Below are 14,904 nucleotides of genomic sequence, written 5' to 3' on the forward strand. Positions count from 1 at the left end.
ACGTGCTAGGGGTTACTGATGACTCTAGTTGTACCGTCTATGATAACCTAGAAGAGAAGATACTTGAGATTAGACCCAGAGATTCCCACAAGTTTGGAATATCTCGCAGTAATTTGATGTCAATCCAAAAGAGGATAAGATGCAAAGACTCGCAAGTAAAACTTCAGAAAAGTACCATCAGCAGACTACAAAAGGCATTTTCTGACGCTGTCTCGGGAAATTTCCGGAATGATAACCGGAAAGATAGAGGAACCATGATTGAACGGGAGGTGATAATGAAATAATGGCCGGAAAGATAGAGAGCACTCCAGGATTGATAGAACAAAACACCGGAATGATAAATAACAACACCGGAATGATAGAAAATTCTACCGGATTGATAGAAGAGAATACCGGATTGATAACCGAAACTAATGATGCAGAATACACTGCAAGCGGAAGAAAAAAGCGCAGCAAGGAAAGAGGCAAGGACAGCAAGCCGAGAAACTTCCCGCTACATACGATGAAGAATCTGCCACAGTTCAGAGACAAGTCCCATCAGGAAGTTAGAGAATACATTCTTGAAAAGAAGGGAGTAGACATTGGTGGCAACTTTAACTGGAATGGTCTTGCAATTGCAATTTTTATTATGATTGCAGTGATACTTGGAGGGTATGGTTTGTGGAAATGGCATAATAGGAAAATATTCATCATATTTGTTTGAAAAACCAAAAATTGTCATAGGGAGAGTAGGAGCAAAATGTGGAAATGTCCATATCACATCACCCAAATCATGGATTACAGATAATGCATTACTGGTAAAAGAAGTTCCATCTGAATTTGACCTGGATTTTCTGTACTTACAATTAAAAAATTCAAATTTGCGACAATTTGCAAAACAGTCTGCTCAGCCTGTTATCTCAAAAGGTACAATTAATGATGTAGAATTAATTGTGCCATCATTATCAAAACAAAAAGACATCGTAAAATCTTATAAAAAATTTAAAAAGAATTTAGAAAGTTTAACTTCATCCCAAATTTTAATGAAAGAAAAAATTTTACAATTAAAATCATCAATTCTAAATCATTATTTAGATCCTAACACCTATAGCGATTAATCAAATTATGTTTAGCAAAACTGAACGAAATTATCTGTTAGGTAAGTATACACCAAGTATTGCACATGAGAGAGTTCTAAATCATAGAACAAAAAATAAAATTAAAAAGAGTATTATTCCGTAGAATTACCTTTAATCCAAAACATTACTGAATTTAGTAATGATTATTTGAATTAAAAGGACTCAATCCAAAGAAAATATTATCTTACTGTATACGAATATCACATTAATGTCAACTAAAATATTTCTTAGTCATTCTGATATAGATAAAAAAATTGCATCTGAACTAAAGACAAAATTGTCAAAACATGGATTGACTGTTTTTCTTGCTCATGAAGATATTGAGGCTGGTTCTGAGTGGGTATCTAAACTGTATGAAGAAATTCAAAATTGTAAAATATTCATAATGCTGCTTTCAGAAAATTATCCCCTTTCAAATTTTACTGATCAAGAAGTTGGTATCGCCCTTAACTGTAGTAAAACAATATTACCAATATGTATAGACAAAACAAGACCTTATGGATTTGTATCTAGTAAACAAGGAATAGTTTGCTCAACTCCTTTTGATGACTCTATAATTGACAAAATTGTAAATATCTCCAAAACAACACCAGCTCCTAAATTTTCTGATTTAGATAACATAATATCAAAATTAATCAATTCAAATTCTTATGCTGAATCTGCAAAAATTGCTGCACAATTAAAACAATATGACACATTTTCAGAAGCACAACTTACTCAACTTGTTTCAGCATATGACAACCCTCAAGTAAATTATTCATATGTTGCAGAGGCCATAATAAATGAGATCGTTGGTGATAATTTAGATAAAGTAAATCCTGTTTTATGTGATTTGCTAGAATATTACTATATTCCTGACCATCCCTCATTGGATTCAAATTATCATTAAAGGATTAGCATAATGGAAGAAACTTTTTTTCGTGTAAAGATAACTAATGAACCTAAAAGGATCCAAACTAAAAAAATTAGATTTTTAAAATAAAAAAAGAAGAATTGGGATTAAAATCCTATTCTGTAACTTTTACAGGTTCTTTTAACCATTCAATTATTTTCCAGACTATGATTCCAAATATTGCTATCAATAGAATGATTCCAATAAATCTAATTTCATCATCAGATAATCCAATAGATATCTCTTTTTCTATAGTAACTGCTTTTGATTTGAAAGGCTTCAAGTTCATGATAGAATTGTAGTTTAGTTGCCTAGGGGACTTGTCCTGGCCTCTCTGACCTCGATATCGTCTTTTTTCTGTGATTTTTTCAGGGATTATTTCTGGAAAATCATCTATTTGTTCTGAATTTGTGCCTGTTTTTTCTGTATGAGAGTTGATTTGTTCTGAGACTAATTCAGTTTCCACTTGCATTATTTCTGGAAATTCTATTTGTTCTGTAATTGTTTCATTCATTTTTTCTGTTTCACCTCCTATTTTTTCTGAACAACAAAACAATTTTTTCCGAGTATTTTTTCTGATAAGATTATTTTTTCTGTAGATACATTGAATTTACAACTTATATTCAGAAAAGATAACTCATTTGTTCTGAGACTAATTTTATCTTAAAATTATTTCTTATCTGTAAATTAGAAGAATCATTTTGATTGTTCTATATAACATAGAAGTGTAAAATCATACTTAAGCTTTAGGGGACACGTTCGGCATACCGTTTTCCAATTTTGTTTTGATTTTATCATAAATCATAACTTTTTTTCCTTTTGTTAGATTACTTTTCAAATACCATAAAGTTGACTTGTTGATTCCAGATAGTTTTCTTTGTTGTGGTGTCATGTTTAGAATTTTCTCTCTTATCTGCACATCGTCATTTCTTTGAATTGTAATTTTTGGAATATCAAATTCAAAATCTTTCTTTTTACCTGAAATGAAATTTGCCAATTGTTGCAAATTATCTTGTAAAATATTTTGATAAGAGAATTTTTTGTTGTTTTTATATTTTTTCTTATGGTTAAAGTTTTTTCTAATCTTTTCAATTAGCATCTTTGCAGTTTTTTCTTTTAATCGAATGTGATAGTTTTCAGTTGTTATGAAATCTGATTTTTTGATCTTCTTTTCTTCCAATAATTGTATTACTGATAAATCTATAATCCATCTAAACAATTCCTGAATGTCATAGACTAACGGAGTTTTACTTTGATTAATCTCATGCAAGAAACCTACAGCATAATCCAACCCTATGGCATTAAGTGACTTTCGAATTTCTGATTCCAATATCGCATAACCATAGTTTAAAAGTGCATTAATTTCATCTGATGCATTATAGTTTCTAGAGTTTGTCTTGTCTTTTCTTCCTGTAAAGTGAAATTCGGGATACAGTTCATTATAGATTGAAGTTATCTGAGACAGGCAAACTTCGGCAATTCTTCCCTCATAGGTCATCAGTTTTTTAATTTGGTTTGAACTCTCTGATCTTAGATTTTTACCCTTGATTTTCATGCCTAAATGTTGATTTTTAGGTGTAATTTTGAGTAAAAATTGTCTCTCTCTTTTAACTGATTGAGTAATCCGGGGCATGTCTATTGAATCATAATATCGAGACAATTCCAGGAGTAAGTTTAGTGAGTGTTCCACCTTGGTTTGAGTAATCTTTGATGCTATCTCAAATCTATAATTGTCATCAAGGTATTTTTCATATTGCCTTATTCTCAATTTTCCTGATTTTGGCTGGTCGGGTAATGTATTTGCTAAAAGATTTCCATTCCAATTTAGCAATACCATATTGATGTTATGCTTCATCATCCACCTCATTGCCTCAAATGAAATATTACCTGTATGTCCATCTATTATTATGCCATCATGATCAATCTTGTGAGGATGAAACTCTTGAAATGTATTTTCTAGTTTATTGCATATGACCAACTTTCTTTTTTCTACATAAATTGATGTACCAAAACCTGATATCAATAACGGATTCATTTTAATTTCCTCACTTGTTTTAGAAATTCTTTTCTAGTTATCTTTCCTATTTTTAAATCATTTAGTAATTGTGTTTCTTCACGAGTTGAAGTTTCATCTTCTTGTTTGTAACGAATTTCAAACTCTTCTTTTGTTATGCTGTTTTGCAACTTTAATGAATTGTTCTTTATGCTTTCACGTAGTCCTTTATAGTCAAAATAAAAACATAATGCAATCATTCCATCTAGTGATTCATCAAATACAATCTTTCTTTTTTGCGTATCATCATATAATTTTTTGAATATGAATTTTTGTAAATCCAATGCCAATTCTCTGGATATGGGATTTGCTTTTCCATCTAATTTCTTGTCAATTATCAAATCATCTTCAGGTCCCCATTTTAGTTCACTAGCATACATTTCTCCCCGCATTCCAGAATAGTCTTGGATATAATGCCCTCCACGATCCTGGATAGAATTTAACCACATTCCAAATTCTAAAGATTCATGATATGCCCTTTTTCCTGATTTTGTAATTGTATATACAAGACGATTTTTTTGCTGAATCTGCTGTATGGTCTTTGTTTCATCTCTCATGCGTCGAAGTATCTTTGTCAATCCCGTAGCAGAAAGTTCGGTGTTTTTTTGTAAATCTGTAAATCTTTTTGGCCCGTTCATCAATTCCTGCATGATTTTAGCCTCATTTTTGGCCTTGGTGTCTTTTTGCCATTCTCGAGAATCGTATTTTTCTTTCAATTACATTTACTACACTTAACTTAGTGTATTTATCTATTGCTGCCTTCTATTAAGTGATGACAAAAACAGAAATGAATCTTAGAAAGATTCACAAAAGCGATTACAGTCGCCTTGTTTCATTGCCTTTGTTTTGGCTTAGTTCAGTCGGGCTTGATGCAGGTGATTATGTGGAAATTATGTTGGGCAACAACCAAGAATTGATTGTCAAACCAGTTCCAAAACAAAATCAAATAGTGGAGGTGAATGATTCATGAAAACAAAAACATCAGCATGGAAAAGAAATCTTGATTTGCTTCCACCTAGACAAATTATTGCATATGAAAATTCTTTGGAAGTAATCAGACAAATGCGCTGTGGTACAACAATCACTACTGCAACAAAGAATGTTGGAACAACGGTTCCAACTGTCAAAAAATATGCAGGCTCTGCATTACAAAAGAAAGGAAGAAGAGTCATTGTAAAAGAAAATGACAGACTGCTCAGGAAAATGAGAATCTATGAAAAAGGAAAAGAAATATGGATACAAGTACGGGGAAACAAACAAGCAAAACTAATTGGCAAATATCACAGTGCCGTTGGAAGATTAACAGACCAAGGACAAAAGGATGCACTTGTTTCATTAAAAGGCATTACAGTTACAGATGCAAGGGGACAAAGATACATTCTAGAGACAAGTACTACAAAAATAAAAGAAATTCGTGAAAAGATAGAAGAGCCGGAATACTTTACTGTTTACAGTAGTGGAGGTGCAAACTAATGGCAGACGTTGAGGTATCAAAGAAAAACAACGACTATATCAAAAAAGTAAAACTTCTAATTGAAGAAAAGAACTGGTGCGATGTTTTTGAGCAAAGTCAGGGATTTTGCATTGCATGCCATCATGACAATCCACTGGACATGGAATTTCATCACATTGGAGCAAAAAGTAATTCTGATGTGGTTGTTAGTCTATGTCGCAATTGTCATGGCAGGATTTCAAGAAAGCAGATGAAAAGTTGGCCTGATGGTTGGTCATACAAGAATAACAAACCCCAAGTTGTAAAGGATGCCCTTGTGTTAAGAGGTATTTCAGACCTATTGAGGCTAATCTCTGACCGCTCGTTGGAGAGGATTATTCAATGACAGGCACAGAAAAAGCGGCTGTTCGTGCTTTTACAATTCCTCATAAGGCAATCCTATACATGGATAGTAAGAAGATATCTCCGTTTTATTCCTGGATTTTGCCCCAAATGCAAAAAGATGACAACAAAGAACTCTCCAAAATTGACCGCTATTTTGTATTTGATACTGAAACCAGAACAGACCTTTGCCAAAACTTGACGTTTGGGTATTTTGAAGTTTATCAAAGAAAAAGTCTAGAACAAAACGGAATATTTTATGATGAAAAAGTCACCACTCCAAAAGAGCAAAAAATACTGAAAGAATATTGTGAAAAAAATAATATTTCATTATTCACGTTACAGCAATTCAGACAGATTTTTCTCTATGAAGTGTATGGTTTGAATAGTACGTGTATTGGATTTAATCTTCAATTCGATCTCAATCACATTGCGCTTAATTCAACTACTGCCAGAATGAAAAAGAATGAAGGGTTTTCATTGGAACTATCAAAGAATTGGGATTATCCAAGACTGCTTATTACTCCAATATCTAGTACTCTGTCCTTTATTTCTTGGGGAGGGCCAATGAATAATGACAAGAAAAAGAAGCCAAAAAGAATCATAAATAATTTTGTTGACTTGAGAACATTGTGTCATGCACTTACTGACAAAAAGCACAGCCTAGAAAGTGCATGTGATGCATTCAAGACAGATTACAAGAAATACAAAGTACAAGAACATGGAAAAGTAAATGCAAAATACATAGACTATTGTGTTAATGATGTAAAGTCAACTTTCTCATTATTTTTGAATGCAAAAGAAGAGTTTGAAAAGTATGATTTACCAATACCATTTAGCAAGGTATACACTCCTGCATCAATAGGAAAGGAATTTCTAAACATGATGGGAGTAAAATCATTTTTCTGGAAAAATCCTGATTTTTCAGATGAGATTATTGGAAACATTATGAGTTGCTATTATGGGGGAAGGACTGAATGCAAAATCAGAAAAAAGCCATTAAATGTAGATTTGCTTGACTTTCTTTCAATGTACCCAACTGTGTGTACATTACAGAATCTCTGGAGGTTTGTTATTGCAGACAAAATAAAATCAACAGAGGCAACACAAGAGATAATCGATTTTGTAGATAATTTTGAACTGGACCATGTACGTGACAAAGCAACATGGGCCAAACTCCAGTCCATCGTTTTGGTTGAACCAATAGACGATGTCTTGCCAATACGGGCGCAATTTGGTGATAAACATGCCTGGAATATCGGTATTTCTCAGATTTCATCTACACCTGAACCAATGTGGTACAGTCTTGCTGATGTGATATCATCAAAACTATACACCGGAAAACCCCCAAAAATATTGAAAGCCATAAAATTTGAACCAGTTGGGGTTCAAGAAAACCTCAAAAATACAAACATACATGGAACTACCGTCAATCCTCACAAAGATGACCTCTTCAAAAAACTAATTGAATATAGACAACAACAAAAAGTACTTCGAGATAAATCCAAAGGAAACTCAAAGGTAGATTATGAATTTTACGAAAGAAAACAAAAGATAATCAAAATTATTACAAATGCTATCAGTTACGGAATCTATGTAGAAGTTACAGCATATGATAATCCAATAAAGATAGCAATTGATACCTATGGATTAAACCAGTTTCAAGTTAAAAAAACTAGGATGGAAGAACCAGGAATTATGTTTAACCCCATCATTGCAGTTGCAATTACATCTGCTGCTAGATTGTTACTTGCATCAGCTGAGGCAGTTTTACAAAGGGAAAGCAATGGAAAAGAATCTCATGCATATTGTGATACTGACTCTATGATAGTTCCATCAAAATATACGAATGCACTTCAAAAGTTTTTTTATCCTCTAAATCCATATGATGTTGAAAACAAAAAAGATGTACAAGTCTTTGAGATAGAAAAACAGAACATCTGGTTTTACGGAATATCTGCAAAAAGGTACTGTCTTTTTAACATTGATGAAAATGGTAAAAGAACAGTTGATGAAGACAAAACATCATCACATGGTCTAGGACATCTACTTAATCCATTTTCAACAGAATCAGATTCAGATGAGAAAGAAAAAGAAGACTGGCACAAGGAAATTTGGTCTGATATTTTAGATTTGGAATACGGTGATGTTACCATGGAAGAATTACAAGACAAATATGAAAACAAGTACGCTCTTCAAAAACTCGCTTTATCAAAACCAAGTTTGGTGAAAAGACTCTCAGAGTTTAACAAGGGTAAAGAGTATCACAAGCAAATCAAGCCATCCAATTTCGGAATATTGGGATTTGCCAGAGTGATAAATCCTGAAACCGATGAGCCGATAAAGCCAATGGCACCATTTAGAAATCCCGCCAAAGATGCAGTTCATGACTATTTTCTTGACTATAACGACAAAACCAACGAGAAAAAACTGAGAGGAAAAGAGTATTGGAAGACATTTTGGGAGATTTTCAGAGACTATATCTCTCACCCAGAGGCCAAGTTTGATGGAGATTTAGGTATCCTTGAGAGAAAACATGTAGAAATTTCAGAGATAGTTCATATCGGAAAGGAGAGCAATGCCATCTCAATTGATGAGGAGTTAGATGAGGAAAGTTATCAAATCTATGAGGACCCAAACAAAATTGATAGAGAATTTGGCAAAATTGCAAACAAAGTATTGAAACTAAAACCAAAAGACGTGAAATCTCTTGGTATTACCAAGCCCACATTATGGAGAGCACAAAGAAAGATTGAATCTAGTGAAATAAACAGAATATCAAATAGAATCAAAAATCTCTTAATTTCACACGTAAATTAGAAAGTTTTTACTCTGTAAAATCATGTTTGATATCTGTTAATTACAAAAAATTATTCTTCAAGGTAAGATGGATTAAATTCCGCCTAATAACCCTAGAGAGATTATAACTGGCACGATAATCACTAACAAAAAAATGATTGATGAGATAATTATTGTAGCTAATGATTTACCAACACCAAATTGATGGGCTTCCTTAATTGCTAAAATAGAAAGTATGAAACTCCAAATAAAAAACATCATTGAAATCCCAATTAAAGAAAAAAATGTTGAAAGATCTACAGTTTGAATATCAAATCCACTCTCAAAAATATTTTCAGGTAATGCTAACAAAATTCCTGAACCTATCAAGGCAGGAATTCCAGAGTATTGAAGCACAGAAAATATTCCAGTAAAGACAGCTTTTCCCTTTAATAATCGTCCAACATACAAAATCAAAATAATGATACCAATATCTGCAATCATTGAAATAATTCCTTCCACAATTCCTTGTGAGAACAGTCCTGCGGAAATAAGAAAAAGTGCAATTGCACCTGAAAGATAGAATTTACTTTCTTGATTTATCTCTCTAAATGCTAGAGAAGGATTAACTATAACATCTTTTACTATTGTGATTCTTTTGTCCATCCTTGAATCTTTAATCATAATATTTCGTTGTTTTTTGTTACTTGATTACTCATAGAAGATATTATGAATTTGTTCCAATCTCAATTATGGTAATTGCCTTGGAGTTTAATAGGCTAATTTACAAATAAAACGCATTCTGAAAATTAAATTAGTTTTAGTAATGGTCATGGTAACAATTCTCTTATCTCAAAGTGTTACTTTGGGCATATTTTCAAATTCTTTTGGAAATACTGCATACGCGCAAAGTGAATCAGAGTTTTTACCATACGAAAATACAGAGATTGGAATAAGCATAACCTATCCAAAAAACTGGCAAATGATCGAAAACCCTGATGAATTCACCTTAGTTTCATTTAATGCTCCTTTAGACAGCCCATCGGACCAATTTCAAGAGAGTTTAATGATATCTGCTGAAGGAGTTTCTGAATCAATCACTTTAGATGAATTTGCCGATGCCACAGTCAACAGCATAGCTAATGAATTCACATTGATGGGGTTTAATGTCGATATTCTAAACTCTGAATCAATTACCATATCAGGAAATAATGCAAAGAAGATAACCTACACGATAAAAAATGGTGGTGTATCTTTTGAACAGGTATTCTTTATCACCATAAAAGAAAATATTGCTTACAGTATCATCTTTACTTCAGAAGAAGAAAAATTTTCAGAGTATGTTCAGACGTTAGAAAAGATGATCAATTCTATTAAGATTGGATCTCTTTCTCCTTTACTGCAATATGAAAATCCAACTCATGGGATAAAAATTGAATATCCTTCGTCTTGGACAAAATCTGAATTATCTGAACCAACAACAACCATTATGTTTACAGCACCAATAGATGATCTTCAAGATGTTTACCAGGAAACCTTTGCAATTGTTATTTTGGATAGTCCCGTCAAAGCAGATCCTTCTCAATATGCAGATAGTGTGATGGAAGGTTATCGCCAACAATTTTCAAACTTTAATCTTGTGGAATCAAGCGAAATTATTTTATCTGGCAACCCAGCAGTAAAGAAAATTTATACTGCTACAAATGCAGGTTTTGATTTAAAAGGTCTTAATATTTTTCTTGCAATTGAAACAAAAAATTACATGATCCAGTTCACTTCTGATAGCGAAAAGAGATTTTCTGAGTATCTTCCAGTAGTCCAAGAAATGATTGATTCAATAGTTATAGACAGCGAAATCATCCCAACTGAATTTGAAGGAAAATATGTAGATGATAAAGTAGGAATAGAAATAGACTTTCCAAAGGCTTGGAAGGGAATAAAGATGAAACAAGAAGGCATGAACATTGTATTTGCCACCCCTGGTATTACAACCAAACTCTTTTCATCTGAAGTTGATCCCAATTTTGCAGCAATGCTAGTCTTAACAGGTGATTTGAAAAGATTGCCTGAAATGCCTAAAGCTGAATGTGACAAGCCTTATCAACCAGCCAAAATTCTGGAATTAAATGGAATGAAAGCTCTGGAATTTACTGGAAAATGTTTGGAACCAACAATGAATGTAAAAATGAAAATGACAGGTTACCTAATTGCAACAAGTAATGATTTTGTGGATATAGGATATGTGGCAGGTTCTGATAAAACCTATGATAAGGAAATTTCAAAGTTTTATGAATCTCTTGAAACCTTGAAAATCTCAAACACCATTGATATATCCAATCCTTCAAATTATGCAGATATTTTTGGTCTTGAAATAGATAAGAAATCAGTGCAATTTGATGGTCAGACTGTCGAAATTGATATAGTTAGCAATTCTACAATATCTGATTTTACTTTTGATTCCGACAATGAAAAAATATCGTTTGGAACACTAGAGCAAAGTGGAACAGGGCTTACAGAGATATTCATTGGCAAGGTGTTAGAACCACCATATGCAATAACAATTGATGGGAAAAACATAGACGATTTTACTATTACTTATGATGAAACAATTAATGAAATTCTTGTAAGCTTTGATTACAATCATCCTGTAAAGCAAGTAGTCGTAGAAGGAAAACTTGTTTCAGAGAACTCATCTTCTATGCACAATAACCCCGGTGAAACCCCAAAAATTCCAGATTGGATTCGAAATAATGCTTCATGGTGGGTAGAAGGAAATATTGATGACCAGGCATTTGTTGGAGGAATTCAATTTTTGATAAAAGAAGGAATTATACAGATTCCAGAAACAGCACAATCTGCAACAGGAGGTTCTCAAGAAATCCCTGCATGGATTAAGAATAATGCTGATTGGTGGTCCCAAGGACTAATTTCTGATAATGATTTCTTAAAAGGAATAACTTTCATGGTTGAAAAAGGAATAATTGTCGTAAATTAGGAAATTTGACTAAAAAGACAGTTTCAATCTGCATTTCAACAATTTTCATTATTCTATTAACTCCTTCAACATTTGGTCAATCAGATCCATTTCTTCCCATTTATGTCCATGGTTCCATCACAGACGCTGACATTTCAAACAATAAAGCCGCAGGATTGATTCAGCTTGGAGATTATGAAGGTGCAATGCGCTTCTTGGAAATCTCCCTTAAAAATAATCCAAATCATGTTACTGCCATATACAACAAAGGCTTGATACTTCTAGAGACTGACAAGCATGATGAGGTTGTGATTTGGTTTGAAGAAAATCAACATGTAGAGCCAAAAGATATCTCAGCTTTAAATGAAATAGGTAGAATTCTAATAGAATTACAAAAACCAGAAGAATCTTTAGTTTGGTTTGATAAAGCACTAGAAACTGATCCAAAGGCTGTTTATGTTTTGTATAACAAAGGATTGACACTTTACAAGCTTGGACAATATGATGAGGCTATTTCATATTATGACAAGGCATTAGAAATTGATCCTGACTATGAATCAGCAATAAAGAATAAAGAACTTGCCAAAAAAGATAAAGAATTTTTTTATAATGACAAAAACGCTGTGTCTGAAACCGAAGATATCGATTATGATTCAATAAGACCTATTCTTTATTTGGCAATATTTGGAGTTATTTCTTATGCATTTTATTATGTTAAAAAACGCCGACAGAAATACATTCGTAAAACTCGACAAATTATTAATGAGCCCTCTTTTTCAGTTTTAAAGATTAGATGGAGTGGTTCAAACATTACATATCAAGTAATATTTGATAAAGAACGGTTGCTCTTTATACGACCTGATAAAATTTTAACAGATCGTTTGAATTTGTCGTTAGATGAAATATTCATGATGGATAAGTTAAATTTTGAAATTCCTTTTGCAGACATTACCAAAATAGAATTGAAACATTCTACTTATGGAGTAAATGGTGTCAGAGCAGGGAAATTAATCATAAATTACAAAAACCATGATAACTCTTTTGATATTCTTCCTTCAGAATCATTCGATCGTTGCAAAAAATTGTTTATGCAATTATTGCCTTCAAAACTAACCTAAACTTGCTAATTCCATTTCAAGAATAATAATTCAAATTATTTTATGGTCCCTTGTGTATCCTTTTGAAATTTTTTTCATTATCGTTTTCATTATGCCGAAAATTATGGTTACACGGAGCCGGCCCTATCTATACCCCACACACGTTGTCCTCCCAACAAAATTTGAACCACAAATGCTCTCTTATTTTGCTGTCTTTTCCTCTAAAATTAAGATCAATCATAATAAAATAGTATTTTGATACGAACAAATATTACAGTTTTGTGATTAATTCACAATTTCCTTGTCACCTTGCAGCTTGATCAGGTCGCAGTCGCCGTGACACTGTGCTCATTGGTTGAATTCTCCAAAACCCCAACATAACAAGTTAACTTTCCTTTTCTCTATACAATTAACTCTATACAAAAAATAAAGTTAAAGTGTATGTCGAAATTTATGCCACATCAACTGCTTTCATTGGTATCAAAGAGGCCTGTGCTGGAACCATAAAAGATAATGCAAAAATGGCGACAAAAATCCATAGCCATCTGCAAGTCATCGGATTTGAAATAACTTATTTGCTTGGCTGTATCAAGCAAATGCCAATCCTTTATTGATTAGTTTTGAGGCAGTATCAAATGATACACAAATGGGCGAATTGTCAGAGTACTTGAAAACCAGTTTGTTTCCCTTCTTGCAATAATCATCATCATATGCGTCTCCCTCAGGACTGACGTTGATTTTAATGTCTGCTGCTTGCAAAACAGAGCCCCTGTCTGCACCTACAGATATTGCTGCCTTGTATTGGCCAGCTTTTTCCGGCATCCATGACAGACTGACGTTAAAGGTTTGAGAGGGGTTAAGCGTGCCAGTCACCCACTGTGCAGGCTGTGCAAGTTTGCCCTCGATGTCGGTTATCTCCACCACGTATGCAAATGGATGTTCATGCTCGTTGAGATTTGTAATGTCTGCTGCAATTTGCAATGCCTGATCAGATTTTATCTCGTCAAACTTTTGACCAAATGAATTGACCACATCCACATCATCCAGACGTATGTTCCTGGCATCGTCGTTGGATAACGATACGTTGACAGGACTTGTCATGCTTTGCTCGTTTGCAACATCTGTGGTTTCGCTCAAATGACTCCAATTGGCATAGAGGTCAGGAGCGTCCTCGTATCCTTTTATCGCTTCAAGTATCCTGTCTCTTAATTCTGCTTCAAGCATGTTTGCCGCATGGATCTTTTCTACAAGCATTTTTTCTTGAATGACATTGGCTGTATTTCTTATTTCTGAAATCTGTTTGGTCACGTCTTCTTTTGTGATGTTTTCAAGTCGGTATTCGTTGACAATATCCCGCATGTTCTGCTTTCTCTGCAAGTCCTCGTTTTCAAGAGCATCGTCATATTTTGTCTCCAGTGTTTTCTTTTTGAGGTCATATTCTTGGTTGATTTCCAGAATCTCTTGGTTGATCTCGTATATGATGTCCTCGTGTACTTTCAACTTGTCCTTACTGGCAATATAGTCAATCAGAGTATGGTTCTCTGCAGTGTTGTTCTCAATCATTTCTTTTGCATCGGATTCTGAAACACACTGATATTCCGATGTTGCAATGGTGTAAACCACCTGATACCCTTCCTTACACTCTGTTCCTGGATTTGTCCTTACCTCGGGGACAGACAAATTGTTTCCTGAAACAGCGATGCCTGTTACTCCGTTTTCAATCCATTTTTGGGCCATCAATTCATCAACACATGAATGACTTCCAGAGACAATTCGAGTCACAAGGATTGATCCTTCCTTACACTCTGTATCTGTCTCAGATACGTTCACATCATCGGAGTTTGCCAACACGTAACTTGGCTGCAACTTATAGTCTGAATAAAAATCGGCAAGTTTCGCTTTAGTTGTAGATGACATGTGTACTTGTCCTGTAGAGTTGAAGATTTGCTGTTCCTCGTAGTCTGCCAGGTTATGCCTTACATTGAACTGAGCATTCATTTCTATTAGTTCAATTTTTGAAGTCGATGCAGCCATATGATACGCATTTTTTGCATCTTGCATGGTTCCACCGTTTGCCAATACTTGATTCATGGCATTTCTTCCCGCATTGACTTTTTGTTCCTTGAATTCAAACTGATCCCAAAACACTCCCTGAACG

General features: G+C 33.7%; 15 protein-coding genes. 10 read left to right on the forward strand and 5 right to left on the reverse strand.

What is annotated here, in order from left to right:
- The 4 genes from OEW78_RS07675 to OEW78_RS07690 all read left to right on the forward strand — a co-directional run.
- A partial coding sequence (locus OEW78_RS07675; protein ID WP_300326463.1) for a hypothetical protein occupies positions 1-284 on the forward strand: 284 nt, incomplete at its 5' end.
- Positions 284-703, forward strand: a complete 420-nt coding sequence (locus tag OEW78_RS07680) for a hypothetical protein (RefSeq protein WP_300326466.1) — start codon at positions 284-286, stop codon at positions 701-703. The genes OEW78_RS07675 and OEW78_RS07680, both read left to right, overlap by 1 nt.
- On the forward strand, positions 654-1,097 hold the full coding sequence (locus OEW78_RS07685; RefSeq protein WP_300326468.1) for a restriction endonuclease subunit S: 444 nt from the start codon (positions 654-656) through the stop codon (positions 1,095-1,097). Before OEW78_RS07680 ends, OEW78_RS07685 begins: the two co-directional genes overlap by 50 nt.
- A gap of 229 nt (positions 1,098-1,326) precedes the next feature.
- On the forward strand, positions 1,327-2,007 hold the full coding sequence (locus OEW78_RS07690) for a toll/interleukin-1 receptor domain-containing protein (RefSeq protein WP_300326471.1): 681 nt from the start codon (positions 1,327-1,329) through the stop codon (positions 2,005-2,007).
- A 118-nt stretch (positions 2,008-2,125) separates the two neighbouring features.
- On the opposite strand, the gene OEW78_RS07695 is transcribed toward OEW78_RS07690, so the two are convergent.
- The 3 genes from OEW78_RS07695 to OEW78_RS07705 form a co-directional block, all read right to left on the reverse strand.
- Positions 2,126-2,524: a hypothetical protein gene (locus tag OEW78_RS07695; RefSeq protein WP_300326473.1), complete on the reverse strand. Its 399-nt coding sequence runs from the start codon at positions 2,522-2,524 to the stop codon at positions 2,126-2,128.
- A gap of 225 nt (positions 2,525-2,749) precedes the next feature.
- A complete protein-coding gene (gene cas1, locus OEW78_RS07700) occupies positions 2,750-4,045 on the reverse strand; it encodes a CRISPR-associated endonuclease Cas1 (protein ID WP_300326476.1) in 1,296 nt (431 codons plus the stop codon).
- Positions 4,042-4,779 (reverse strand): winged helix-turn-helix transcriptional regulator, encoded by a 738-nt coding sequence (locus OEW78_RS07705; RefSeq protein WP_300326479.1) that lies wholly within the window; start codon positions 4,777-4,779, stop codon positions 4,042-4,044. The genes cas1 and OEW78_RS07705 overlap by 4 nt, the downstream gene beginning before the upstream one ends.
- 56 nt (positions 4,780-4,835) lie before the next feature.
- Between OEW78_RS07705 and OEW78_RS07710 the strand changes: the two genes are divergently transcribed.
- The 4 genes from OEW78_RS07710 to OEW78_RS07725 are packed head-to-tail and all read left to right on the forward strand — an operon-like array spanning position 4,836 to position 8,717.
- The gene (locus OEW78_RS07710) at positions 4,836-5,033 is read left to right on the forward strand and encodes a hypothetical protein (RefSeq protein WP_300326482.1); all 198 of its coding nucleotides are present in this window, start codon (positions 4,836-4,838) and stop codon (positions 5,031-5,033) included.
- Positions 5,030-5,536, forward strand: coding sequence for a hypothetical protein (locus OEW78_RS07715; protein WP_300326485.1), 507 nt, complete (start codon positions 5,030-5,032; stop codon positions 5,534-5,536). Before OEW78_RS07710 ends, OEW78_RS07715 begins: the two co-directional genes overlap by 4 nt.
- Positions 5,536-5,901 carry a hypothetical protein gene (locus OEW78_RS07720; protein WP_300326488.1) on the forward strand — a complete coding sequence of 122 codons (366 nt, stop codon included), beginning with the start codon at positions 5,536-5,538 and terminating at the stop codon, positions 5,899-5,901. The genes OEW78_RS07715 and OEW78_RS07720 overlap by 1 nt, the downstream gene beginning before the upstream one ends.
- Entirely contained in the window at positions 5,898-8,717 is a 2,820-nt protein-coding gene (locus tag OEW78_RS07725) for a hypothetical protein (protein WP_300326491.1), read from the forward strand. Before OEW78_RS07720 ends, OEW78_RS07725 begins: the two co-directional genes overlap by 4 nt.
- 72 nt (positions 8,718-8,789) lie before the next feature.
- Here the strand turns inward: OEW78_RS07725 and OEW78_RS07730 are convergent, their stop codons facing one another.
- A complete protein-coding gene (locus tag OEW78_RS07730) occupies positions 8,790-9,341 on the reverse strand; it encodes a YIP1 family protein (protein ID WP_300326494.1) in 552 nt (183 codons plus the stop codon).
- A gap of 160 nt (positions 9,342-9,501) precedes the next feature.
- Here OEW78_RS07730 and OEW78_RS07735 point away from each other — a divergent pair, with 160 nt between their 5' ends.
- Positions 9,502-11,670, forward strand: a complete 2,169-nt coding sequence (locus OEW78_RS07735; RefSeq protein WP_300326497.1) for a PsbP-related protein — start codon at positions 9,502-9,504, stop codon at positions 11,668-11,670.
- Between the two features lie 5 nt (positions 11,671-11,675).
- Complete coding sequence (locus OEW78_RS07740) at positions 11,676-12,767, forward strand: tetratricopeptide repeat protein (protein WP_300326500.1); 1,092 nt, start codon at positions 11,676-11,678, stop codon at positions 12,765-12,767.
- Positions 12,768-13,334: 567 nt separating this feature from the next.
- On the opposite strand, the gene OEW78_RS07745 is transcribed toward OEW78_RS07740, so the two are convergent.
- The coding region (locus OEW78_RS07745) for a hypothetical protein (protein ID WP_300326503.1) at positions 13,335-14,904 on the reverse strand (1,570 nt) is incomplete at its 5' end.

The sequence above is a fragment of the Candidatus Nitrosopumilus sp. genome (assembly GCF_029882185.1).
In the GTDB taxonomy this organism is placed as follows: Archaea; Thermoproteota; Nitrososphaeria; order Nitrososphaerales; family Nitrosopumilaceae; genus Nitrosopumilus.